General features: G+C 34.9%; 23 protein-coding genes. 9 read left to right on the top strand and 14 right to left on the bottom strand.

The window, feature by feature from the left end; all coding sequences use genetic code 11:
• Positions 1-2: 2 nt before the first annotated feature.
• A complete protein-coding gene (gene uvrC / locus ACKC83_RS06055; protein ID WP_434037386.1) occupies positions 3-1,796 on the bottom strand; it encodes an excinuclease ABC subunit UvrC in 1,794 nt (597 codons plus the stop codon).
• A 111-nt stretch (positions 1,797-1,907) separates the two neighbouring features.
• On the opposite strand from uvrC, the gene ACKC83_RS06050 reads away from it, so the two are divergent.
• From ACKC83_RS06050 to ACKC83_RS06035, 4 genes are read left to right on the top strand one after another with little or no spacing between them, the layout of a single operon-like run.
• On the top strand, positions 1,908-2,330 hold the full coding sequence (locus ACKC83_RS06050; protein ID WP_414035672.1) for an ATP-dependent zinc protease family protein: 423 nt from the start codon (positions 1,908-1,910) through the stop codon (positions 2,328-2,330).
• Positions 2,330-3,208: a 30S ribosomal protein S6--L-glutamate ligase gene (gene rimK / locus ACKC83_RS06045; RefSeq protein WP_414035673.1), complete on the top strand. Its 879-nt coding sequence runs from the start codon at positions 2,330-2,332 to the stop codon at positions 3,206-3,208. Before ACKC83_RS06050 ends, rimK begins: the two co-directional genes overlap by 1 nt.
• A gap of 3 nt (positions 3,209-3,211) precedes the next feature.
• Positions 3,212-4,189, top strand: coding sequence for a succinylglutamate desuccinylase/aspartoacylase family protein (locus ACKC83_RS06040; protein ID WP_414035988.1), 978 nt, complete (start codon positions 3,212-3,214; stop codon positions 4,187-4,189).
• A complete protein-coding gene (locus ACKC83_RS06035; RefSeq protein WP_414035674.1) occupies positions 4,186-4,749 on the top strand; it encodes a 5-formyltetrahydrofolate cyclo-ligase in 564 nt (187 codons plus the stop codon). Before ACKC83_RS06040 ends, ACKC83_RS06035 begins: the two co-directional genes overlap by 4 nt.
• Positions 4,750-4,777: 28 nt before the next feature.
• Here ACKC83_RS06035 and ACKC83_RS06030 read toward each other — a convergent pair whose 3' ends face one another.
• From ACKC83_RS06030 to panC, 11 genes are all read right to left on the bottom strand, one after another.
• Positions 4,778-5,398 (bottom strand): lipoprotein signal peptidase, encoded by a 621-nt coding sequence (locus ACKC83_RS06030; protein WP_434037385.1) that lies wholly within the window; start codon positions 5,396-5,398, stop codon positions 4,778-4,780.
• A gap of 29 nt (positions 5,399-5,427) precedes the next feature.
• Positions 5,428-6,048 (bottom strand): hypothetical protein, encoded by a 621-nt coding sequence (locus tag ACKC83_RS06025; RefSeq protein WP_434037384.1) that lies wholly within the window; start codon positions 6,046-6,048, stop codon positions 5,428-5,430.
• Between the two features lie 63 nt (positions 6,049-6,111).
• Complete coding sequence (locus ACKC83_RS06020; RefSeq protein ID WP_414035677.1) at positions 6,112-6,492, bottom strand: TraR/DksA family transcriptional regulator; 381 nt, start codon at positions 6,490-6,492, stop codon at positions 6,112-6,114.
• Positions 6,493-6,496: 4 nt separating this feature from the next.
• Positions 6,497-9,901, bottom strand: coding sequence for an isoleucine--tRNA ligase (gene ileS, locus ACKC83_RS06015; RefSeq protein ID WP_434037383.1), 3,405 nt, complete (start codon positions 9,899-9,901; stop codon positions 6,497-6,499).
• A gap of 107 nt (positions 9,902-10,008) precedes the next feature.
• Positions 10,009-10,473 (bottom strand): hypothetical protein, encoded by a 465-nt coding sequence (locus ACKC83_RS06010; protein ID WP_434037382.1) that lies wholly within the window; start codon positions 10,471-10,473, stop codon positions 10,009-10,011.
• 97 nt (positions 10,474-10,570) lie between these two features.
• The gene (locus ACKC83_RS06005; RefSeq protein WP_434037381.1) at positions 10,571-12,673 is read right to left on the bottom strand and encodes a M13 family metallopeptidase; all 2,103 of its coding nucleotides are present in this window, start codon (positions 12,671-12,673) and stop codon (positions 10,571-10,573) included.
• 109 nt (positions 12,674-12,782) lie between these two features.
• On the bottom strand, positions 12,783-14,147 hold the full coding sequence (gene radA / locus ACKC83_RS06000; RefSeq protein WP_434037380.1) for a DNA repair protein RadA: 1,365 nt from the start codon (positions 14,145-14,147) through the stop codon (positions 12,783-12,785).
• The gene (locus ACKC83_RS05995) at positions 14,147-15,295 is read right to left on the bottom strand and encodes an alpha/beta hydrolase (protein WP_414035682.1); all 1,149 of its coding nucleotides are present in this window, start codon (positions 15,293-15,295) and stop codon (positions 14,147-14,149) included. The genes radA and ACKC83_RS05995 overlap by 1 nt, the downstream gene beginning before the upstream one ends.
• Before the next feature lie 57 nt (positions 15,296-15,352).
• On the bottom strand, positions 15,353-16,315 hold the full coding sequence (locus ACKC83_RS05990; RefSeq protein ID WP_434037379.1) for a lysylphosphatidylglycerol synthase transmembrane domain-containing protein: 963 nt from the start codon (positions 16,313-16,315) through the stop codon (positions 15,353-15,355).
• A 3-nt stretch (positions 16,316-16,318) separates the two neighbouring features.
• The gene (gene panD, locus ACKC83_RS05985) at positions 16,319-16,669 is read right to left on the bottom strand and encodes an aspartate 1-decarboxylase (RefSeq protein ID WP_038532496.1); all 351 of its coding nucleotides are present in this window, start codon (positions 16,667-16,669) and stop codon (positions 16,319-16,321) included.
• 13 nt (positions 16,670-16,682) lie between these two features.
• Complete coding sequence (panC, locus tag ACKC83_RS05980; RefSeq protein ID WP_434037378.1) at positions 16,683-17,531, bottom strand: pantoate--beta-alanine ligase; 849 nt, start codon at positions 17,529-17,531, stop codon at positions 16,683-16,685.
• Positions 17,532-17,640: 109 nt separating this feature from the next.
• On the opposite strand from panC, the gene ACKC83_RS05975 reads away from it, so the two are divergent.
• The 5 genes from ACKC83_RS05975 (at position 17,641) to ACKC83_RS05955 (ending at position 24,281) form a co-directional block, all read left to right on the top strand.
• Positions 17,641-18,450, top strand: coding sequence for a glycogen/starch synthase (locus tag ACKC83_RS05975; RefSeq protein ID WP_434037377.1), 810 nt, complete (start codon positions 17,641-17,643; stop codon positions 18,448-18,450).
• A gap of 24 nt (positions 18,451-18,474) precedes the next feature.
• The gene (locus ACKC83_RS05970; protein WP_434037376.1) at positions 18,475-20,097 is read left to right on the top strand and encodes a DUF4270 domain-containing protein; all 1,623 of its coding nucleotides are present in this window, start codon (positions 18,475-18,477) and stop codon (positions 20,095-20,097) included.
• A 6-nt stretch (positions 20,098-20,103) separates the two neighbouring features.
• Positions 20,104-21,954, top strand: a complete 1,851-nt coding sequence (glmS, locus tag ACKC83_RS05965; RefSeq protein WP_434037375.1) for a glutamine--fructose-6-phosphate transaminase (isomerizing) — start codon at positions 20,104-20,106, stop codon at positions 21,952-21,954.
• A gap of 445 nt (positions 21,955-22,399) precedes the next feature.
• Positions 22,400-23,908 (top strand): F0F1 ATP synthase subunit beta, encoded by a 1,509-nt coding sequence (atpD, locus tag ACKC83_RS05960; RefSeq protein WP_414035688.1) that lies wholly within the window; start codon positions 22,400-22,402, stop codon positions 23,906-23,908.
• A gap of 79 nt (positions 23,909-23,987) precedes the next feature.
• Positions 23,988-24,281 (top strand): FoF1 ATP synthase subunit delta/epsilon, encoded by a 294-nt coding sequence (locus ACKC83_RS05955; protein ID WP_414035689.1) that lies wholly within the window; start codon positions 23,988-23,990, stop codon positions 24,279-24,281.
• 240 nt (positions 24,282-24,521) lie between these two features.
• Here ACKC83_RS05955 and ACKC83_RS05950 read toward each other — a convergent pair whose 3' ends face one another.
• Both ACKC83_RS05950 and ACKC83_RS05945 read right to left on the bottom strand, forming a co-directional pair.
• On the bottom strand, positions 24,522-24,956 hold the full coding sequence (locus ACKC83_RS05950) for a LexA family protein (RefSeq protein ID WP_434037765.1): 435 nt from the start codon (positions 24,954-24,956) through the stop codon (positions 24,522-24,524).
• 93 nt (positions 24,957-25,049) lie between these two features.
• Positions 25,050-26,141 (bottom strand): acyltransferase family protein, encoded by a 1,092-nt coding sequence (locus tag ACKC83_RS05945; RefSeq protein WP_434037374.1) that lies wholly within the window; start codon positions 26,139-26,141, stop codon positions 25,050-25,052.
• Between the last annotated feature and the right edge of the window lie 2 nt (positions 26,142-26,143).

The following is a 26,143-nucleotide window of genomic DNA, read 5'->3' as shown; positions in this document are numbered from 1 at the left end:
AATTATGGGGTATGATAATGATTAAATATTTTATTTGCTCTCGAGAATCCAACAACTGCTTCCAAATCTTTTAATGATGCATTAGAAATGCGTTTAACAGATTTAAAATGACTTAATAACTCCACAATAGTTTTTTCTCCAATTCCAGGGATGGTCTCTAAGTCTGTATTTAAGGCCGTTTTACTTCGTCTATTTCTATGGTGCTCTATACCAAATCTATGCGCCTCGTTACGCAATTGTTGTATTATTTTAAGCGTTTCACTTTTCTTATCTAAATAAAGCGGAATCGGATCTTCCGGATAAAACAGTTCTTCCAAACGTTTCGCAATTCCGATAATTGCAATTTTACCTCGTAAGCCCAAATCGTCTAATGCATTTAGTGCCGACGACAATTGCCCTTTACCTCCATCGATAATAATAAGTTGTGGCAACGGTTGCTGTTCTTCTACCAAACGTTTATAACGCCTAAAAACAACTTCTTCCATAGAAGCAAAATCGTCTGGTCCAACTACTGTTTTTATATTAAAATGCCTATAATCTTTCTTACTCGGTTTTCCATCCTTAAACACGACACAAGCGGCTACGGGATGAGTTCCTTGAATATTCGAGTTATCGAAACATTCTATATGCCTTGGCTCTTCATGTAAACGTAAATCTGTTTTCATCTGCGCCATTATGCGATTAACATGTCGGTCTGGATCGGTTATTTTAATTTGTTTAAACCGTTCCATGCGGTAATATTTTGCATTACGAAGCGACAAATCCAGGATGCGTTTTTTATCTCCTAATTGCGGAATTGTAATTCGTAAATCCTCTCCTAAACTCACTTTAAAAGGTACATATATTTCTTTTGAGTTAGAATGAAAACGCTGACGAATTTCAGTTATTGCCAATTCCAATAATTGTTTATCTGTTTCGTCTAATTTTTTCTTAATTTCTAAAGTATGTGCTCGAATTATTGAACCATAAGAAATTTGAAGGAAATTGACATATCCAAAACCCTCGTCGCTTACTATTGAAAATACGTCTACATTGCTAATTTTCGGATTTATGATGGTGGATTTCGCCTGATAATTTTCTAAAACATCAATTTTCTCTTTAACTTTTTGAGCTTCTTCAAATTGTAAATTCGACGCAAATTGCTTCATCTGATTTTTAAACTGAAGTAAAGAATCTTTAAAATTTCCTTTTAAAATCTCTCGAATTGCAACAATGTTTTTATCGTACTCCTCTATAGATTCGTAATCTTCGCAAGGCCCTTTACAGTTACCCAAATGAAACTCTAAACAGACTTTATATTTACCCGCTTCAATTTTAGATTCAGACAAATCATAATTACACGTGCGCAACGGATAGACGCCTTTAATTAAATCTAAAAGCGTATGTATGGTTTTAAAATTAGTATACGGACCAAAATATTCCGAACCATCTTTTATAACTCTTCTCGTAGAAAACACCCTAGGAAACCGTTCTTTTTTAATACAGATCCATGGATAGGTTTTATCATCTTTCAATAAGACATTGTATCGTGGCTGATACTTTTTAATTAAATTATTTTCTAGAAGCAAAGCATCTGTCTCTGTTTCTACCACAATATGTTTAATGTCTGCTATCTTTCTTACAAGTACACGCGTCTTACCGTTATCGTGTGTTTTATTAAAATAAGAAGACACACGTTTCTTTAAGTTCTTGGCTTTTCCCACGTAAATAATCGTACCATTAGCATCGTAATACTGGTATATACCTGGAGAAGAAGGCAAGGTTTTTAGCTGTAATTGTAATGCGGTTTCATCCATAAAACAAAGATACTACAACAATATTAAAACAAATTTCATTGTATAAATTTTAGCAAAGATTATTACTCATTTCATTCAACTTTAAATATCTTTCGCCTTTTTAACACTAACATGGATAAACGTACAATTGGTCGCGTAGATAAATTTGATTTCCCTAAATTAGATCTCTATAATATTGATGTAAAAATAGACACTGGGGCTTATACTTCTGCCATTCATTGTTCTGAAATAAAAGAAGTAAACAACACCTTACATTGCACTTTTTATAGTAAAGGTCATCCTAACTTTAGTAGCGACGAAGTCATCTTTACCGAATACACATTTACCAATGTGAAAAGCAGTAACGGAATAAAAGAAAATAGATATAAAATAAAATCTGAAGTAATAATCTTTGGTAAAACGTACAAAATCAACTTAACTTTAAGCACAAGAGACGATATGCGTTTCCCTGTCCTTATTGGAAGACAATTCTTAAAAGGAAAATTTTTAGTTGATGTTGATCTTCAAAACCTATCTCATAATTTAAAAGCCTAATGAATATTGTAATTTTATCAAGGAACGCAGAACTTTACTCTACAGCACGTTTAGTTACTGAAGGTGAAAAGCGTGGTCACAGAATTGAAGTTATAGACCCGCTTAAATGCGACATTATTATTGAAAAAGAAAAACCTACTATATATTATAAAAATAGGTATTTAGATTACGTAGATGCCATAATCCCTAGAATAGGAGCTTCGGTTACTTTTTATGGATGTGCTGTGGTTCGTCAGTTTGAAATGATGAATGTATTTACTATCGTAACTTCAGACGCCATACAGCGTTCTAGAGACAAACTAAGATCTTTGCAACGACTAAGTAAAGCAGGAATTGGTATGCCTAAAACTGTATTTACAAACTATTCTAGAGATGTAGAAGAAGTAATTGCACACGTGGGCGGTACTCCTGTAATTATTAAATTACTAGAAGGAACTCAAGGCCTAGGTGTTGTTTTAGCTGAAACAAAAAATGCGGCAGAATCTGTGCTTGAGGCTTTTAATGGTTTACAAGCCAGAGTAATTGTACAAGAGTTTATAAAGGAAGCGAATGGTGCCGACTTAAGAGCATTAATTGTAGACGGGCAAGTGGTTGGCGCTATGAAACGCCAAGGTAAAGAAGGCGAATTTCGCTCGAATTTACACCGTGGCGGATCGGCAAATATTATTAAATTAGACGCTGCCGAATTAGAATTGGCTATTAATGCCGCAAAAGCTTTAAAATTGCCAGTTTGTGGCGTAGACATGCTACAATCTGCTAGAGGGCCATTATTGTTAGAAGTTAACTCGACTCCTGGATTAGAAGGTATTGAAGGTGCTACAGGTAAAAATATCGCTAAAAATATTATCAACTTTATCGAACGAAATGCAAAATTATAGATGATGTTTCAAAAAGATGTTTTACATGTTTTAGGACAAAAAATTCTACCTGGAGAAAGTGCCGAAATTAGTTTTGATGTTGCTAATTTACACACCTCTTCTAGTGTAGATGTACCTGTCTTTATAGAGCGTTCTAAACGTCCCGGCCCTACAGTCTTGTTTACTGCGGGAATTCATGGAGACGAAGTTAACGGCGTAGAAATAGTACGACAAATTATAGCAAAAGGCCTAAACAAGCCCAAACGAGGTAGCATTATTTGCATTCCTGTTATTAACATCTTTGGATTTATAAACTTAAAGCGAGAGTTTCCCGATGGTCGCGATTTAAACCGTGTATTTCCTGGAAACGAAAACGGATCGCTAGCTAGTCAGGTGGCTCATAAACTCATTCACGAAGTTATTCCTTCGGTGGACTATGTGGTCGATTTTCATACCGGTGGCGCGGGTAGATTTAATGCGCCGCAAATTCGGATTGAAAAATCGAATTTCGAATTGGACGAATTAGCCTTGGCTTTTGGAGCTCCATTTGTTATGTATTCTAAAAACTTAGGTAAATCGTTTCGATATACGTGCTCCAAACTAGGGATTCCCATGCTCCTTTTTGAAGGAGGAAAATCTATACATTTAGACGCTAACGTCACGGCAACAGGAGTTAACGGAGCAAAACGTGTGTTGTATTATTTAAACATGTTAAATGCTAGATTTAAAGCGACAGCTCCAAAAAAACCATGTGTGTTTATTTTGGAAAGCAGATGGCAACGTGCAGAATATTCTGGTATGTTTAGGCCTGCTTTAGATTTAATGTCTACCAAAGTTAAACGTGGAGATATCTTAGGAAACATTACCGATCCCTACGGAAAATTTAACGATTATGTAAAGGCAGAAACAAGCGGTTATATTATAAATGTAAACGAATCTCCCATTGTGTACCAAGGAGATGCTTTGTTTCATATTACAAGAAAACTGAAACGCGATTTATGACCAAAGCAGAGTTAAGAAAACTATATAAAACCAAGCGCAAATCCTTAACTTTAGAATCTTGCGACGACTTAAGTATCGAGATCTCTAATCAGCTTTTAAAGCTTCCGATTTGGGATAAATCGTTCTACCATATTTTTTTAACTATTGAAGAGCAAAAAGAGGTAAATACCGAATTTATTCTTAACATTCTCTCTGGGAAAGACAAAAACATAGTGGTTTCTAAAAGTGATTTTAAAACTGGACTCATGGATCACGTTTTACTTACCGATGCGACTACTATAAAGAAAAACAGTTATAATATTCCTGAACCTATTGATGGTATCCCGATTCCAAACTCGAGTATAGAAGTTGTATTTATCCCGCTTTTAGCATTCGACACTTTCGGAAACAGAATTGGCTACGGTAAAGGATTTTACGATCGGTTTTTAGAAGCTTGCAATCCGGAAACCATAAAGATCGGACTGTCTTTTTTTGAAGCTGAAACTAAAATTTCTGATGTTTACCACAGTGATATTCCTTTAGATTATTGCGTAACGCCTAATAAGATTTATACCTTCTAAAGAACAAAAAGCACCCTATTGTTTTAAATTAATCCTTAGGAAACACTTTTTTATTAAACACAAGTAACATGACGAATCCTGTACTTATGGCAATATCGGCAACATTAAAAACAGGTTCGAAAAACGTAAAGAATTTACCACCCCAAAACGGCAACCATTCTGGTAAATAGCCCTTCCAAATAGGAAAATACAACATATCCACAACCTTACCATGAAGCAAGGTATCGTAACCACCTGTCGCCGGTAAAAACGAAGCCACTTGCCCGTGACTATCGTTAAATAAAACGCCATAAAAAACAGAATCAATAATATTTCCTAACGCCCCAGCAAAGATTAAAGAGATCGCCAAGGTAAGCAAGTAATGACCTTTAGTTTTTACCGTAGAATACAACCAATATCCAATACCGAAGATGGCAAAAATCCTGAAGACGGTTAGCGATGTTTTAGCCGTCCGATCTGAGATTGACGACGTAAAATCACTGATTTTAGTTCCCCAAGCCATGCCTTCATTTTCTATAAAATAAATCCGAAACCAGTTAAAAACGGTTACATCTTCACCTAAAACAAAATGCGTTTTAATGTAAATTTTACTTATTTGATCGATAAGTAAGACGATAAAAATAAGTAGACTGGCTTTCTTTAGGGACATGCTTTAAATTTTCAACAAAAATAGGAATATTATTCTGTTTTAAATACACTTATATCTCCCCGAATAGACTTTAAATCTATTTGATTTTTGCCAGAAATTAAAGGTTGCAGGTTTACAGCACCATGCTTAGAAATTGCATCGACTTTGGCAAAATTGGTTTCTACAGAAATAGCGCCTTCAATGGTGTTAATTTTAGCAGAACCTACAAAGGCATCTAACTTACACTGGCCCTGATTTAACTCTATAAAAGTGGAGTTAAAAATGCCTTCTATATGTACATAAGCGATATCACTTTTAATATTAAGACTTACATGTTCTGGTACTTGAATATTTAATTCTATAGACATTACTTTATGAGCACTTAATTTATCATTATCGGCTTGAAATAATGGATGAAATCCAGTTGACACATATAAAGAATCGTTACGTGTTTTTGCAATTACCAACATCTCTTCATTATGTTCGCCAGCTATTTTAGTCTGAATTGTTATTCGATTAGTCTTGGATGCCGTTACATGTATTTTAAAGCAATTGTTTCCATTAATCTGAAGTGTGGTAATATTTTGCGCATCAATTATTTTATCAATACGTTTTTGGGCGCTTAATGTGATACAAAAAAAGGTGAATAAAATAAAAGGAAGACATTTCATATAAAAGCAAAAAAACGCCTTTGCATAATGCAAGGCGTTTAATTTTATAAATTTAAAGTACTGTTATTGCATGTTCTTAGCTTCGATACTAAGCGTTGCATGTGGTACTAATTTTAAACGTTCTTTGTTAATTAATTTACCCGTAACACGGCAAACTCCGTACGTCTTATTCTCAATTCTTATAAGCGCATTTTTAAGGTCGCGGATAAATTTTTCTTGACGAATAGCTAATTGCGAATTCGCTTCTTTGCTCATCGTTTCACTACCTTCTTCAAAAGCTTTAAATGTAGGAGACGTATCATCTGTTCCGTTATTTAAATCGTTTTGATAGGCACTTTTAATTAAATCTAAATCGTGTTTGGCTTTTTCAATTTTGTCTTGAATAATTACTTTAAATTCTGCCAAATCCTTATCCGTATGTCTTACGTTTAAATCTACGTTCATAATGTTAGTGTTTTTCTATAAACAACTTAGTTTCTATGTCATCAAACTCAATATCAATTCCGTTGTTTACCAGGTCTATAATTTCTAGTTCGGCTGTTAAGGTTTCCACCTTAATGTATTCTAAATTCGTCTCTACAGCATTTACAATATCATCATGTCTTTGAAGTTTAACACTAATTCGGTCGGTAACTTCAAAACCTGAATCCTTTCGTAAATTTTGTATTCTATTTATTAATTCTCTTGCAATTCCTTCTTGTCTTAATTCTTTAGAAATTGTGATGTCTAGTGCTACTGTTAAGTTTCCTTCGTTAGCAACTAACCATCCTTCAATATCTTGCGAAATAATTTCGACATCTTCACGACCTAAAGTAATACTTTTTCCATTAATTTCAATGCTTAAAGTACCGCTTTGTTCTATTTCTTTAATGTCTTCTGCAGTCAATTTAGCTATCTCACTAGCAATCAACTTCATATCTTTACCAAATCGAGGTCCTAAAACTTTAAAATCTGGTTTTATTTGCTTCACTAGGATATCTGATGCGTCTTCTAACAACTCGATATCCTTAATATTTACCTCGTGCTTAATTAAATCGGCAACCGCTAAAATCTCTTCTTTCTGTTCCTTAGTATCTATAGGAATCATGATTTTCTGTAACGGCTGGCGCACTTTAATTTTTTCTTTAGCTCGTAATGATAATACTAAAGAAGAAATTACCTGAGCACGTCCCATTTTTCGTTCTAAAGACTTATCTACAAACGCTTCATTAAACACAGGGAACTCAGCCAAATGTACACTTTCAAATGTTTCTTTTTGTGTCACTTGTGTTAAGTCTCGGTAAAGTTTATCCATGAAAAACGGAGCTATTGGAGCACCAAGTTTTGCAATGGTTAGCATACAGGTATACAAGGTTTGGTAAGCCGAAATCTTATCTTGTTCGTAATCGCCTTTCCAGAAACGTCTTCTACTTAAACGCACATACCAGTTACTTAAATAGTCTTGTGTAAACTCTGAAATAGCACGTGCCGCTTTTGTTGGCTCGTATTCTGCATAATATTCGTCTACACGCTGAATAAGGGTGTGTAATTCTGATAAAATCCAACGGTCTAATTCCGGACGTTCAGCTAACGGAATGTCTGCTTCGCTATAGCTAAATTTATCTAAATTAGTATATAAACTAAAGAATGAATAGGTGTTGTAAAGTGTTCCGAAGAATTTACGTTTTACCTCTTCAATACCTTCAATATCGAATTTTAAATTATCCCACGGATTTGCATTTGCAATCATATACCAACGTGTGGCATCTGGACCGTAAGCTGTAAGCGTTTCAAAAGGATCGACAGCATTTCCTAAACGCTTCGACATTTTTTGTCCGTTTTTATCTAATACTAATCCATTAGATACTACATTTTTATAGGCTACAGAATCGAATACCATAGTTGCTATGGCGTGAAGTGTATAAAACCATCCACGTGTTTGGTCTACACCTTCTGCGATAAAATCGGCTGGATATGATTCATTTCCATCAATTTTTTCTTTATTTTCAAACGGATAATGCCATTGTGCATACGGCATAGAACCAGAATCGAACCATACATCTATCAAGTCGCTTTCACGTTTCATAGGTTGCCCTGATGCAGACACCAATGTAATTTGGTCGACAATATTTTTATGCAAGTCTAATTGTGCGTAGTTTTCTTCAGAATTGTTTCCGATTTCAAAACTTTCGAAAATATCGGCTTCCATTACGCCAGCCTCGACAGCCTTAGTCATTTCTGCTTTTAATTCAGCAACAGAACCAATACAAATTTCTTCTTTACCATCTTCGCTTCTCCAGATTGGTAATGGAATTCCCCAGTAACGCGAACGTGATAAATTCCAATCGTTAGCGTTTGCTAACCAATTTCCGAAACGTCCTGTCCCCGTAGATTTTGGTTTCCAATTAATGGTGTCGTTAAGTTCTACCATACGTCCTTTAACGTCGGTTACCTTAATAAACCAAGAATCTAATGGATAATATAAAATAGGCTTATCTGTTCTCCAACAATTTGGATAACTGTGCTTATATTTTTCAACCTTAAAGGCTTTATTTTCTTCTTTTAAACGAATAGCGATTTCAACATCTACAGAACGTTCTGGAGCTTCACCATCGTTATAGTATTCGTTTTTCACATACTTACCAGCATATTCTCCCATTTCTGGTCTAAATTTACCTTGTAAGTTTACTAACGGCACTAAGTTTCCATTTTCGTCTTTTACCAACATTGGCGGAATCTCTGGAGTGGCTTGTTTAGCAACCAAGGCATCGTCTGCTCCAAAAGTAGGTGCAGTATGTACAATTCCTGTTCCATCTTCGGTAGTAACAAAATCTCCAGCAATAATTCTAAAGGCATTTTCAGGATTATCGTTTGGAAGTGCATACGGCATTAATTGCTCGTAAGTAATACCAACTAAATCTTTTCCTTTAAATTCTTTTACAACGTAAAACGGTATTTTCTTGTCGCCATGCTTGTAATCTAACAATGCAGGCTTAGCATCGACTTGGAAAAATTTACCAGCAAATTGTTTTGCTAATAATGGTTTTGCCAATACCACATCCATAGGTTCGAATGTGTATTGGTTATAGGTTTCTACTAAAACGTAGTCTATTTTATTTCCTACAGTTAAGGCGGTGTTACTTGGTAAGGTCCACGGTGTTGTTGTCCAAGCTAAGAAAAAGATATCGCCTTCGTCTTGTAAAAAGTCTGGTAACGAATCTGCATTGGCTTTAAACTGCGCAACAATTGTAGTATCGGTAACATCTTGATAGGTTCCTGGCTGATTTAATTCGTGAGAACTTAAACCTGTTCCTGCCTTAGGAGAATACGGCTGAATGGTATACCCTTTGTAGATTAATTTTTTATCGTAAATCTGTTTTAACAACCACCATACGCTTTCCATGTATTTTGGATCGTAAGTAATATAGGGATCGTCCATATTTACCCAATATCCCATTTTACGGGTAAGGTCGTTCCAAATACCTGTGTAACGCATTACGGCAGTACGGCAAGCCGCGTTATAATCTTCTACAGAAATGGTTTTACCAATATCTTCTTTGGTAATCCCTAACTCTTTTTCCACTCCAAGTTCAATGGGTAAACCGTGTGTATCCCAACCCGCTTTACGCTTTACTTGGAATCCTTTCATGGTTTTGTAACGCGGAAAAATATCTTTAATAGAACGTGCTAAAACATGGTGAACACCAGGTAAGCCATTTGCAGAAGGAGGCCCTTCGAAAAAAACATAGGGTTCCTTTCCTTCTCTAGTTGTGATACTCTTTTCAAATATATTTTTAGACTCCCAAAAATCAAGAATTTCTTCTGCAACATTTGGTAAGTTAAGACCTTTATACTCAGGAAATCTCATGCTCATTCGTTCTATTTTCTTATAAGAACGCGAAATTAATGAATTTTAAGAAAACAGCGGTGTTAATACTCAAAAAAACCAATTGAAAATAATTGGTCTTTTAAATTCCTTTTTTAGTTGCTTTTATATTCGCTTTGAAAGCGTTTTGCCTTAGATAAAAGCAGATCTTCTTCTTTAGAATCTATATTTGAAGAAGAGATTATATTGCCCTTATTAAGGTAAATTCGCTTTTCTTTAGCTACAGAAGATTTTACAATTACAACCACCAAAGCATTATCCTTAAAATAATAGTTTTCGTCTCTAAGGTTTCCTGTTTTTTCTACATTCCTAACACGCACTAAATCATTGGTCTGCTTATCGTAATCCACATAAATTTTATAGGTTCCGATATCTTCGGCACCTTGAAGATCTGTTAAGACCCCATCGGATACCGCTTGCTTTAATGCGGTATTTCCATCGACCTTGGTTGTATAGTCATTTAAGGTTGCAACTAATTCATCTTTATTTATGGTTTTGCGTGTACCGCAAGACAGTATCATGACACTTAATATCGCTAATAAAATTCCTTTTACTTTCATAGGTATGGCTAATAATCTTTATTAAAAATGAAAGGTAAAAGAAAACCCCCGAACAAAATGTCGGGGGTTTTAAAATTTTTAACTCAAACGAAAGTGCCTACCAGATTTTAACTCTGTTTTCTGGTTCGATATACATAGAGTCGCCTTCTTTTATATTAAATGCTTCGTAAAACGAGTCGACATTTAAAAGCGGTTGTACAGCACGATTCATTCCTGGAGAATGCGGATCTGTTTTAATCTGATTTTTTAAAGCATCATCTCTATACAAACTTCTCCAAACCGTAGCCCAAGACATAAAGAAACGTTGTTCTGCCGTAAATCCATCAATTGGTTCTGGCTTACCGTTTTCTTTAAAGCTCATTTGTAACGCATCGTAAGCCGCATTTATACCACCTAAATCTCCGATATTTTCACCCAAAGTAAATTCACCATTAATAAATGTTTCTGGCAACACTTCTAGGCTACTGTATTGGTCAGCTAACGCTTTACCTAATTTTGTAAACTCTTCTAAATCTTTATCTGTCCACCAGTTATTCAAGTTTCCATTTTTATCGTAACGCGATCCAGAATCGTCAAAACTATGAGAAATTTCATGACCAATTACAGCTCCAATTCCACCATAATTTACAGCATCGTCTGCTTGATAGTTATAAAAAGGAGGTTGTAAAATAGCGGCTGGGAATACAATCTCGTTATAAGACGGATTGAAATATGCATTCACCGTTTGTGGCGCCATACCCCATTCGGTTTTGTCTACAGGTTTTCCTAATTTATCGATATTATCTTTAAAATTCCAGGTTCTAGCATTCTGAATATTTTGAAGATATGTACCTCCATTTTCTGGACCTTTAATCTCTAAAGCTGAATAATCTTTCCATTTGTCTGGATACGCTATTTTTATAGTCGTTGCTTGTAGCTTTTCTATGGCTTTTTGCTTTGTATCTTCACTCATCCAAGATAATGCAGAAATTCTGTTTTCGAATGCTTTAATTACATTCTCGATCATTTCTTCTGCTTTAGCTTTAGCTTCTGGCGGGAATTTTTTATCTACATACAATTTACCTAAAGCTTCTCCTACAGTTCTATTAATAGTCTGTAATGCTCTTTCTTCACTTGGACGTTGTTTTTTTGCTCCACCTAAAGTTTTGCTATAAAACTCCCAATTGGCATATTCTAACTCGGTACTAAGCAAACTTGCAGAACTATTAAGTGCAGACCAACGTAAATATGCTTTCCAATCGCTAACATTGTTTTTCTCTAAAATAGAATTCAAGGCTTTTACATATTTTGGTTCTCTAACAATAATGGTATCTAAATCTTTAGCCCCAATACCTTCAATATACGCTGACCAATCTATAGAAGGTGCCATTTTTTGTAAATCTGATACCGCTGTTGGATTGTATGTTTTACGTCTATCTCTTAATTCTACCTTATCTAATTTAGGTGTTGCTAAACTTGTTTCGAAAGCTAAAACTTGTTTTGCTTGTGCATTTGCAACCTCTTCTGTATCTCCTAAAAACTGAAGCATTTTTGTAATGTGTGCTACATACTTCTCTCTCTTATCTTTAGAATCTGCATCGTCTTTTACATAGTAATCACGGTCTGGCAGACCTAAACGGCCCGTTCCTAAACTCGCCACATTTTTATTACTATCTTTTGCATCGGCACCAACCCAAAATCCGAAGAAGCCACCGCCTCCTTTAGGCTCCATTTCTATTAAATACGCCTCTAAATCTTTAATTGTAGCAATTTCATCTATTTTCGCTAGAGTAGGTTTTAAAGGTTCAATTCCTGCCTTATTTCTAGCCACTGTATCCATAATGGTTTCATATAAAAAAACAGCTTTTTCTTGATCTGAACCTGGAAGTACTTCAATTTTACCAAGATCTTTATCTTCCGACATGGCAGATTTTAAAATACCTAAAACATCCTCATCTGTTTTTTGTCTTAACTCATCAAAACTTCCCCATCGTGTTCTATCGTCTGGAATGGTATTATTTTTTACCCAATTTCCGTTTACGTACATAAAGAAATCATCGTTTGGCTTAACCGATTTATCCATGTAATCTAAGTTGATTCCTGGCACAACTTCCACATCAACCACCTCTGCTGTTTCTTTTTTACTCTCGTCTTTACAAGCTGTTAAGCTTCCAAAAGCAATGACACTAAGCATAGATAGCTTTAAAATATTGATTTTCATATATTTGAATTTGAATTGATTTTTTTGAATTAAAAATAAAATGAACACATACCCTTTAAGTCGAAATTCCCCCTAAAACGTTACTCTAAAACCGAAAAAAACTGCTAAATCACACAATTAAATCTACTAAATCTTCAATCTTAGAAATTAATTGAATTTTAATAGCTTTTGGTTTCAGTGATATTTTATTGTACTTGGATACAAATATGGTTGAAAAGCCCAATTTTTCGGCTTCTAAAATACGTTGTTCCACGCGTTGAACCGGACGAATTTCTCCAGACAAACCAACTTCGGCCGCGAAACAATAATCTTTTGCTAGCGCTTCGTCTTCGTTAGAAGATAAAATGGCGGCAACAACAGCTAAGTCTATCGCTGGATCGTCTACAGTGATACCTCCAGTAATATTTAAAAAGACATCTTTTGCTCCCAATCTAAATCCAGCTCGTTTTTCTAAAACGGCCAACAACATATTTAAACGTTTGGCATTAAAACCCGTCGCCGATCGCTGTGGTGTACCATACACGGCAGTACTTACCAAAGCCTGAACTTCTATCATTAATGGTCGCATACCTTCTAAAGTAGCAGCCACTGCATTCCCACTTAACTCTTCATCTTTTTTAGATATTAGAATTTCAGAAGGGTTAGAAACTTCCCTTAAGCCAGAACCTTGCATTTCGTAAATTCCGAGTTCGTTTGTAGATCCGAATCGGTTTTTATTGGCTCTTAAAATTCTAAACACATGGTTACGATCGCCTTCAAACTGAAGCACGGTATCTACCATATGTTCCAATATTTTTGGCCCAGCTATATGTCCGTCTTTGGTAATATGTCCGATTAAAACAACTGGCGTCGACGTCTCTTTAGCATATTTTATAAGCTCGGTTGTACATTCCTTTATCTGAGAAATACTTCCTGAAGACGACTCGATATAATCGCTATGTAAAGTCTGAATAGAATCTACAATAACAATATCGGGTTGCAAATCTTCTATTTGCTTAAAGATATTTTGCGTTTTGGTTTCGGTTAAAATATAGCAATTGCTATTATTAGGATTAATACGCTCGGCACGCATTTTTATTTGCTTCTGACTTTCTTCTCCAGAAACATATAAGGTTTTATAAGGTAATTTTAAAGCAACCTGAAGTAGCAAAGTACTTTTACCAATCCCAGGTTCTCCGCCTAACAGTGTTAATGAACCTGGCACAATACCACCACCTAGAACACGATTAAATTCCTGATCGAATGTATCTAGTCGCGCTTCTTGAGAGGCATCAATTTCATTAATTAAAAGCGGTTTTGAAGTCCGTTTTGTAGCACCGCCTTTGGTTGGTATTTTCCAGTCACTCTTTTCGGGTGCTTGGATTACTTCTTCTACGATTGTATTCCATGCCTTACACGAATTACACTGGCCTTGCCATTTAGCGTATTGCGCACCGCAACTCTGACAAAAAAATGTGGTTTTAACTTTCGCCATTAATATCCGAAATCTGCTTTAAGTTGATTTGCACGTTCAATCATATCATCTTTTGTGAGCCCTCCAATTTCGTCGAAAATATAAGACGACTGATACATTTTCATTGCTTTTTTAGGCTGATTAGTTTCTTCGTAATAACGGGCGAGATAATATTGCCCTAACATTGTTTCTGGATAAGAATCGCGAGCCATTTTTCCTAACTCGTGAAGATCTTTAAACTCCGATTTCTTTTCTATTGCAGTTGCAATGGCTTTATAATCGTTTACCAAAATGGTTTTATCTACACCATACAGCTCTTTTATGGCTGCATATTTTTCTTTTAAATACTCTATCGAAGGCTCGTTTGAAGCCATGATATCTTTTTCAAATTCACGTGCAGTAATAGGCTGATAGGTATAAAAAATACGCTCCAAAGCCTTAGGAATTGCTTGCGCTACAACAGAGTAATGGGTTAAGCCTTCGAACTTATCGAAATCGTATTGCAAGAACGCATTGTCTACACTTTTTAAACTATTATCTAATAATTCTGTCCCTTCAATTACAGATTTAAGATCGTCTGTAGTGGTCGCTAAATAGTAAAATGTTTTTCTGTCTATTTTACCTAAGCGATCCGGAATATAGCGTGTCATGTTAGATGCTAATTCGGGACTAATCACTATATATGACTGGAATAAAGGCTTATCTTTTAATAAATAGTAGTTTATAAAATTTGCTGTTTGCCCATGTCCGATAGCCAATTTAAAGTCTTCTGTTCTATAAGTATCTTGAATGTATGGAATTAATTCCATGCCGATAAATTCAAAAAAATCAGCACCAGAATCTATAGGCAAAGAGTTTTGTTCTGAAAACATGTTATCCTCGTAACGTGTTTCACCTTGCTTAATTCCCACAACAATAACTTCTGGAACATCTTCCCAATACGAGTAGTAATCTATATTTCCGGCAACCACCTCGAACAAGTAATCTCCATCTAAAACAATGACAAGCGGATATTTTTTATCGACATTCTCACTGTAATTTCGAGGTAATTGAATTTTTATTTTCCTTGTACCGCCAAGTTTTTCGGATTCTATTGTTTCGTAAATTGCCTGAGCATGAACAAACTGACAAGAAACTATAAAGACAAATAAGTAGAGAATTCTTTTCATTTAACAGCGTAATTAGTCTAACGCAAGGTAAGAAAAATACTTTTTGTTTAGAAAATTCTATTTTAGTTTGATTTTTCTATTAAATACAGGAAGTAATAGTAAAGATAAGCCACCACAGATAATGATTAATATGGTTTGAGACGACCACATAATCCACCCAAAAGCAATACTCGGACCTTCTGCAATCCCGAATAATGAGAAGGCCGCATATACAGCTACAGGATATGAACCAATTCCACCATTTGTAGCTGCAATACTAAAGCTAGCCGAAATAAATCCAATAAGAATAGCTCCCATAGATATGGGTTGCAAATCGTTTAAGGCAAACGTAGTTACATAAAACATGAGCACATACATGGCCCAAATAAAAAGTGTATGCGCAATAAACATCCACTTTTTCTTCATCTTAAAAATGCTTGTAACCCCTTCTAAAAGCCCCGCTACAAATGTTCGGATTTTTACAGCCAATACCGAGCGACTCTTCCGAATGTAGTATAAAAAAGCTAAACCTAAAACACCCAGACCGACTACGGCCATAACGATTTTAGGCAAATTAAATTTTGATAGAAAAAAATTAAAAATAAAATCGAATTGCAGAAAAAGGGTGACTAGAATAATAAACATCATCACTATTAAATCGGCTATTCGCTCTGCGACTACCGAGCCAAAACCTTTTTCGAAAGGCACACCTTCGTAGGTGGTGAGTATAGAAACACGAGCAACTTCACCCGCCCTTGGAATGGTATAATTTATAAGATAAGCCGCAAACACTGCCATAATACTATTAGACAGTTTTACCTTATACCCCATAGGCTCTAACATAAAAAGCCAGCGATAGGAACGCGACAAATGACTTAACAATCCTAAAATAGCACCAAGTAAAATCCACCAGTAATTTGCGTTTTTAAAATACACGATAAGCTCGTCTATAGAAACTTTAGACAAAGAATAGGCTATTAAAAAAACTCCCAATAAAATTGGGAGTGAGATTTTCAGTATTTTAGAGAGTTTTGTATTCAATAATTAAATTAACTTATTAGTTGCTTCATCAGGAAAAACTAAAGCAGGTTTAAATGTTTTAGCGTCTTCCAAATCCATAATACCATAAGTAATAAGTATTAATACATCTCCAGGCGCAACACGTCTTGCGGCAGCACCATTTAATGTAATTTCTCCACTATTTCGTGGTCCAGGAATAGCATAAGTTTCCAAACGTTCACCATTGTTATTATTTACAATCTGAACTTTTTCACCTTGAATAATGTTTGCAGCATCCATTAAATCTTCATCGATAGTAATACTACCAATGTAATTTAAATCTGCTCCAGTACATTTAACTCTGTGAATTTTCGATTTTACTACGTGAATTTGCATGTGGCAAAGTTAATTAATTTAGTGCTAAATTATCTATTAATCTTATATCGTCTGCATATACTGCTACAAACGCGCGATATAGTGTATTTTCTTTTTTGTTTTCTATAGTCTCTAGAGTATCGACATCTGCAATAACAAAATATTCCAACTCTAATAACGGATGGTTTTTAAACTCACTCTCAACCCATTCCACCACATCTTTAGCACTTTCTGTGCCAAACTTAATTTTAGAAGTCTTCAAGGTTTCATAAATAAATGGAGATGCTTCTAAATATTCTGGTTTTAAACGTACATTTCTAGAGCTCATAGCTAAGCCACTATCTTCTCTTAAAATCTCGCAAGGCACAATGCTTACGGGCACATTATACATCTCAACCATTTTTTTTATAATCGCTAATTGCTGAAAATCTTTTTCTCCAAAATACGCTGTGTTTGGCGTAACAATTTCAAACAATCGTTTTACTATGGTACCAACACCGTCAAAATGTCCGGGTCTAAACTTACCTTCCATTTTATGTTCTAGTCCATCGAAATCGTAGTTCACAGATACTACATGTTCCCCATAAATATCTTCGACAGTAGGCGCATACACCAAAATATCGTTAGATGCAGTTTGTAACAAGGTTACATCACGCTCTAATGTTCTTGGATATGTAACTAAATCGTCTGGATTATTAAACTGAGTAGGATTTACGAAAATACTAACCACTAAGGCATCATTTTCTTCTATAGCACGCTGTACTAGAGACAAATGTCCCTTATGTAAAGCGCCCATTGTTGGAACGAACCCTAAAGTCTTACCCTGAGATTTTAGTAGTTCTATTTCCTTTTTTAATTCCGATTTTTCTGTTATTACCTTCACCTTTAATAAAAAATTAACGAAGGCAAAGTTATTATTTTACTAGCAATCTGCATAAAATTTTGTAATTTTGCTTGTTTTTTATTTTGAATTCTCAAAAGCCCAGTAATTTATGAAAGATAAGAGGATATTATATGTATCATCTGAAGTAGTTCCTTATTTACCTGAAACAGAAATCTCTTCTATGTCGTTTGAAACGCCTAGAATGGTAAACCAACAGGGTGGACAAATCAGGATATTTATGCCTAGATATGGAAACATTAACGAAAGGAGACATCAACTACACGAAGTTATAAGATTATCTGGTATAAACCTAGTAATTAACGACTTAGACATGCCACTTATTATAAAAGTAGCATCGATTCCCAAAGAGCGCATCCAAGTATATTTTATAGATAACGACGAATATTTTAAACGTAAAGCGACCTTAACCGACGAGAATGGTGACTTGTTCTCGGATAACGATGAGCGTGCTATTTTCTTTGCAAAAGGTGTAATAGAAACCGTTAAGAAATTAAACTGGTCTCCAGACATTATCCATGTTCATGGGTGGTTAGCTTCTTTACTTCCGTTGTATTTAAAAGAATATTTTGCAGGCGAACCATTATTTAACGACAGTAAAATAGTGACGTCTATCTACAATCAAGGGTTCGATGGTACTCTAAACAAAACCATGTCTGAGAAAGTGAAGTTTGACAATATTAACGACGATGTTGTAAAAACGTTAAGCGAACCTACTTATAACAATTTAATGAAAGTAGCCATCGATTATTCCGATGCTATTATTATTGGTTCTGAAGACATTACCTCAGAAATATCTACACATTTAGAAGATTCTAAAAAGCCAGTTTTAGGATACAAAAACAGAGAAGAATTTGGCGAAGCGTATTCTAACTTCTACATGAATGAAGTTTTAAAATAATCCGTTTTACTTCATAAAAAATATATGAAAAAGATTTTACAAGTCATTAAACTACCTAGCATTATTCTAGTATTGCTAACAGTTTTAATAGCATGCGATAAAGATTATAATTCCCTTGGAACAAATATAATTGGAGGAAAAGATTTTGTTTCCGACAGCATTGAATATCCAATAATTGCTTACTCAAAAAAAGTAAAACCTGTACAAACTAATGGTTTGTCTTCAAATTTAATAGGTGCCTACAATAATCCAGAATACGGATTAACCACTGCAAGCGTAGTTTCGCAAATGGTACCAAGCACCTACACACCTTTTTTTGGAGAAAACCCTGAAATAACATCTGTTATACTAACGTTGCCTTATTTTTCGACAGCTACAGACATAGACGAAGATGGCGCAACTACTTATCAATTAGATTCTATATTTGGAGATTCTCCAATAAAGTTATCTATTTACGAAAACAAATATTATTTAAGAGATACAGATCCGAGTTCGAACTTTGACGAAGGGCAATTGTATTATTCTAACTCTAACGAAACCATAAATTTCGATAATTTTAAAGGTGAGTTGTTATACTATAACGATAATTTTTATCCAAGTAAGGATGAAATCGTTATAGAGGAGTACGATGAAGAAACCGAGGAAGATGTTGTTACAGAACGCTTATCGCCAAGATTAAGGGTAGACTTATTAAACAATAATGAGTATTGGGAAAAATTATTTTTTGACAAAGAAGATAGCCCAGAGCTTAGTAATCAGAATAATTTTGTTGATTATTTTAGAGGTATTTATATAAAGGCTGAAGCTATAGACAATAAAGGAAATCAAATTCTGATTAACTTTAATTCGACTAACGCCAACATACAGATTAACTATACTTATACTACCACCACAACAACAGATACGGTTACCGAAGAGACCACCTCAGAAGGTACTTACACCTTATCCTTTAACACCAATAGAGTTAATACTTTTGATAGTAATATAGAATTCACAGATGGTAATGCCCTTACTGGAGATTCTAAATTATATCTTAAAGGAGGAGAAGGATCTATGGCTATTATTAGCTTATTTGAAGGTCCTGACGAAGATGGAGATGGTGAACCAGACAGTTACTTAGAAGACTTTTTATCTCATAAAGACGAATGGTTAATTAACGAAGCTCAACTAACACTTTACGAAGACGCAAGTAAGATATACACAGGAAAAGATAAAGCGGACGACGAACACCTCTACCATACTTACGACAGAATATTTGCTTACGATGCTACGAATAACACAACGTTAATAGACTATGCCTTCGACCCGACATCTAACACAAATACTCCATTAGATTCTAAAGTAATACATCTAGGCCAACGTCTTGAAAACGGAAGCACCTACAAATACAAAATAAGATTAACAGAACATCTTAAAAATATTTTAGAGAAAGATTCAACAAATACAAAAATTGGGTTAGTTTTATCAACGAATGTAAATAATACTTTAAATGCACGCATTTTGGATAGTGAAGGAGACGTGGTAACAACCATTCCTGAAGGTGCGATTTTAACTCCAAAAGGAACTATTTTACACGGAAGCCATTCAAGTGTTCCAAGTAATTTACGTGCAAAATTAGAAATTTATTATACCGAACCTGAAAACTAAAATGATATGTGTGGTATTGTAGGATATATTGGTCACAGAGAAGCTTACCCGATAGTAATAAACGGACTTAAACGTCTAGAATACCGTGGTTACGACAGTGCTGGTATTGCCATTTACGATGGTCAAGACCTAAAAGTGTGTAAAACCAAAGGTAAAGTTTCGGATCTTGAAGAACGTGTAGAAAAAGAAATTTTCACAAAAGGAACTGTTGCTATTGGACATACTAGATGGGCAACCCATGGTGTTCCAAACGATGTTAACTCTCACCCTCATTATTCTAATTCAGGAGATTTAGTAATTATCCACAACGGAATTATTGAAAACTACGAATCTCTTAAGAAGGAATTAATTACCCGAGGATATACTTTTAAATCGGAAACAGATACAGAAATATTAGTTAACCTGATTGAAGAAGTACTAAAAAAAGAAAAAGGTCTTAAGCTAGGAAAAGCAGTACAGATTGCGTTAAACCAAGTTGTAGGCGCTTATGCCATTGCTATTTTCGATAAGAATAAACCTAACGAAATTATTGCGGCCAGATTAGGAAGTCCGTTAGCAATAGGTGTAGGAGAAAACGAATTTTTTATAGCTAGTGATGCCTCTCCATTTTTAGAGTTTACTAAAAATGCTATTTATCTTGAAGATGAAGAGATGGCAATTATTCGCTTAGGAAAGGAGATAAAAGTTAGAAAAATTAAAGACGACACTATGGTCGATCCTTATATTCAAGAACTTCAATTAAACCTTGAACAAATTGAAAAAGGAGGATACGAGCATTTTATGTTGAAAGAAATTTACGAGCAACCAAGTGCAATTCTAGATACGTTTAGAGGCCGATTATTGGCTAATGAAGGTATTATTAAAATGTCTGGAATTGAAGACAACATGAAAAAGTTCCTGAACGCCGACCGTATTATTATTGTCGCTTGCGGAACCTCATGGCATGCTGGTTTAGTTGCCGAATACATTTTTGAAGATTTAGCACGTATTCCTGTAGAAGTAGAATACGCTTCAGAATTTAGATATAGAAACCCTGTAATTACAGAAAAAGATATCGTGATTGCAATCTCACAATCTGGAGAAACAGCAGATACTTTAGCGGCTATTAAATTAGCCAAATCTAAAGGAGCCTTTGTATTTGGAGTTTGTAATGTTGTTGGATCGTCTATCGCAAGAGAGAGTGATGCTGGGGCTTACACGCATGCAGGACCAGAAATTGGTGTGGCATCCACAAAAGCATTTACCACTCAAATTACAGTTTTAACCTTAATGGCCTTACGATTAGCAAGAGCAAAAGGCACTATGTCTAGTTCGGATTTCCGTCGTCACTTAATCGAGTTAGAACTTATACCAGACAAAGTTAAAAAAGCTTTAGAGTCGGATGCTTACGTTAATACCGTTGCCGAAATTTATAAAGATGCTAAAAACTGCTTATATCTAGGAAGAGGTTACAACTTCCCTGTGGCTTTAGAAGGTGCATTAAAACTTAAAGAGATTTCTTATATTCATGCCGAAGGTTATCCTGCAGCCGAAATGAAACATGGTCCTATTGCTTTAATAGACGAGCAAATGCCTGTTATTGTTATTGCAACTAAAAAAGGACATTACGAAAAGGTAGTGAGTAACATACAAGAGATTAAATCTAGAAGTGGTAAAATTATAGGTATTGTTACCGAAGGTGACGAAAGCGTTAGAAATCTTGCCGATCACGTGATTGAAGTTCCTGATTGTTCAGAATCTTTATCTCCGTTATTAACAACGATTCCACTTCAATTGTTATCGTATCATATTGCGGTAAAATTAGGCAAAAACGTAGATCAACCTCGTAACTTGGCAAAATCGGTTACAGTAGAATAATTTACATTTAAATAAAATTATATAAAAGGCATTTAAACTTAGTTTTAAATGCCTTTTTTTATTTCGAAAGAAGAGGTTTTAACCTGTAAAGTAAAAATTAAAACTATTTTATCCATTATAAACACTATGCACCGGTTAGTGCATAAAAACAGTCACTTTATTATAGCAAATACAAGAATAGATACTAAAGACATTGAATTACTATATAAACTTAGAGGAATCCTGAGGAATACCAATTGGACTCTATTTACTGAGAAACTACCCTCCTTTGCTTCAATAAATTAATTATACACATTAAAATATTACGACTTAAATCTGAAGGTGTTTTTAGTACCATAAAAAACCAAAAAACATATTTTTTTTAAATATAAACTATTATATTTGCTCCGCGAAAAACTAGTTTTTTTTCAAAAAAATCAAGCAAAAATCTATAAATAATTAAGTAATGTCAAAAGTTACAGGTAAAGTTGCACAAATCGTTGGTCCAGTTATCGATGTTGTATTCGACTCTGAAGGAGCTCTTCCAAAAATTTACGATTCATTAGAAATTACAAAAGCAGATGGTTCACTTCTTATATTAGAAGTACAATCTCACATTGGTGAAGATATGGTTCGTACTATCGCGATGGACTCTTCGGATGGATTAAGTAGAGGGACAGAAGTTGTTGCTACAGGTTCACCAATACAAATGCCAATTGGAGATGATGTATATGGTAGACTTTTCAATGTAATTGGAGATGCTATTGATGGTTTAGGAAACTTGCCAAAAACAGGTAAGTCTGGATTACCAATCCACAGACAAGCACCAAAATTCGAAGATTTATCAACGTCTACTGAAGTTTTATTCACAGGTATTAAAGTAATCGACTTAATTGAGCCTTACGCAAAAGGAGGTAAAATTGGTTTATTTGGTGGTGCTGGTGTTGGTAAAACAGTATTAATTCAGGAGTTGATTAACAATATTGCAAAAGGTCACGGTGGACTTTCAGTATTTGCTGGAGTTGGAGAACGTACTCGTGAAGGAAATGACCTTTTAAGAGAGATGTTAGAGTCTGGTATTATTAAATACGGAGACGACTTTATGCACTCTATGGAAGATGGAGGATGGGATTTATCTAAGGTAGATAAAAACCTTATGAAAGATTCTAAAGCAACTTTCGTTTTCGGACAAATGAACGAACCACCTGGAGCACGTGCACGTGTGGCATTATCTGGATTATCTATCGCAGAATATTTCCGTGATGGTGCTGGAGATGGTCAAGGAAAAGACGTTCTTTTCTTCGTAGACAACATTTTCCGTTTTACTCAAGCTGGTTCAGAGGTATCTGCATTATTAGGTCGTATGCCTTCTGCAGTAGGTTACCAACCAACTTTAGCAACAGAAATGGGTGCGATGCAAGAGCGTATTACATCAACTAAAACAGGATCTATTACATCTGTACAAGCGGTTTACGTACCTGCAGATGATTTAACTGACCCTGCTCCTGCTACAACCTTTGCTCACTTAGATGCAACAACTGTATTATCTCGTAAAATTGCTGAGCTAGGTATTTATCCAGCGGTAGATCCATTAGATTCTACTTCAAGAATTTTAACAGCAGATATCTTAGGAAAAGATCACTACGAATGTGCTCAAAATGTAAAAGAGTTATTACAACGCTATAAAGAATTACAAGATATTATTGCTATTCTTGGTATGGAAGAATTATCTGAAGAAGATAAATTAGCCGTAGGTAGAGCTAGACGTGTACAACGTTTCTTATCTCAACCCTTCCACGTTGCAGAACAATTTACAGGTATTCCAGGTGTGTTAGTAGACATTAAAGAAACTATTAAAGGATTTAATATGATTATGTCTGGTGAATTAGATCACTTACCAGAAGCAGCATTTAACCTTAAAGGTTCTATTGAAGAAGCTATCGAGACTGGAGATAAAATGTTAGCAGAAGCATAATTGGTTGTTAGGTATTAGTTAATGGTTAATACACATTTGACCAGTAACGAATAACTAAAAACAAATAACTAAAAAGAATATGTATTTAGAAATTGTATCGCCAGAAGCTACTTTATTTAGTTCGGAAATAGATGCCGTTACTGTACCTGGTGCCGATGGAGAGTTTGAAATGCTTAATCATCACGCGGCTATAGTATCGCTTCTAACAGCTGGAATTATAAAAATAAAAGTACATTCTCAAGCTCATTTAGATTACGATAAATTACATCCTGAAGTTATTCCTCATGTGTCAGACACTAAGGTTTTAACTCTGGCTATTAAATCTGGAACTTTAGAATCTAAAGACAATAAAATTATAATCTTAGCCGATTAAATATTTTATCACTCATATAAAAACGCCTCAAAAAATTAATTTTTGAGGCGTTTTTAATTATATATCTTATTCGGTTAAATGTCCGTCTGAGAAACCTAGAACCAATTGAGAATAGTAAGTAGTTAAACTCTTATTATTAATGCCATACAGCGCCCTAAACAGATGGTGTTCTATCGCGTTTTTAAGCTGTGTCCTCCCATTACCAAGTAGTTCTCTTTAGTGATTTCCAGCCACCATACTTCACACTCTTTTAATCACATTAGTGACAATACCCCAAATTACAAAATCGTTGGCTTCGGTGACTTGAATAGAGCTGTAGTTAGGATTTTCTGGTTTCAACCAAACTTCACCATTTTCGACCTTTAAACGTTTAACCGTAAATTCTCCATCCAAAAAACAGACTGCTATTTTATTATGTGTAGCCGCTATACTTCTATCAATCACTAATAAATCTTTATCGTCTAGACCGGCCCCTATCATGGATTGGCCACTTACACGAGCGTAAAATGTAGTTTCCTTATTTCTTACTAACTCGACATCTAAAGACAAGCATTCTTCGTTAATATCACCCACAGCAACAGGGACTCCTGCTGAAATTCCAGCATCGACAAGTATAGCTCCAGAATTAGGTATAAACTCTGGGGTAAAAAAGGAAAGTGAAGGAGTAGCTTGCATCATGGTCTTAAATCATTTTAGATCCTACAAAGTAATAATTTTTTCAATACCTCAACCATTTTTTTTAGTTTTAGCTTGTATTTCAGCTAAAAATCAAACCTTTATAAAAATATTTTTTCTGTATAAATAATATCCCAAACCCAAATAACACAAGACTACTGTTAGAGCATATACTAATGAAGTCAGTTTAAGACTCATACTCTCTGAAACAAATACATTATGATACAACCAAGAGTGCAAGTTTTCATTATTACCCACCGGAATCTTATAAAAAGATTTACTAATTAAGCTAGATAAAAAATAAACGGTGATTGCATTCATACCTGCATATTTAAAAACAGCCCCCAAATGCCAACCTTTAACATCGACTATATAATACATTAGTCCTAATATTATGGTCCCCATACCCGCAGTAACAAGCACAAAACTACTGCTCCAAAGTGCTTTATTTATAGGAAAAACCAAATGCCACACATATCCTAATAACACAGCCACCAAGCCAATTGCCCCCAGTTTTATGGCTTTATACGACATTTCAGAATCTAAAAATCTCCCTACTAACACACCTAATATACTAGTTACAATGGCTGGAAATGTTCCTAGAATACCTTCAGGGTCGTAGTCGGGTTTCCACATATGCTGTCCTAAAATTTTTAAATCGATGTAATTAGACCAGTTATTAGGCGCTCTATTAAAAGTTGGTAAAGTACCATCTGGAAAGGGCATAAATCCTAAAAACAACCAATATCCGAGCAAAATAGTTATTGAAATTCCTAATAATAATTTCCAATTACAATTGAGGTATAACCATGCCGTTATAAAAAACACAATGCCTATGCGTTGCAAAACACCAGGTATACGTACAGATTCTAGAGTTTCAAAAAACGGTGGTATTGGAGTGAATACATTTAGAAATAAACCAAGGATAATCAGTTTTAAACTACGAACGGCTATTTTCTTATACACGGGCAAAGATCCCTTTTTATGCTTATAAGCGTAATAAATTGAAATGCCGACAATAAATAAAAACAACGGAAAGATTAAATCTGTAGGAGTCAATCCATGCCAGTCTGCGTGTAAAAGCGGTGTGTACACCTGTCCCCAATCGCCAGGTGTATTTACTAATATCATGGCCGCAATGGTGAAACCTCTTAACAAATCTACAGATTCAATACGTTGTTTCATAG

This window comes from Formosa bonchosmolovskayae (assembly GCF_051016085.1).
In the GTDB taxonomy this organism is placed as follows: domain Bacteria; phylum Bacteroidota; class Bacteroidia; order Flavobacteriales; family Flavobacteriaceae; genus Formosa.
The sequence above is the reverse complement of the archived record's forward strand: the minus strand, read 5'-3'. Positions and strand labels throughout refer to the sequence as shown.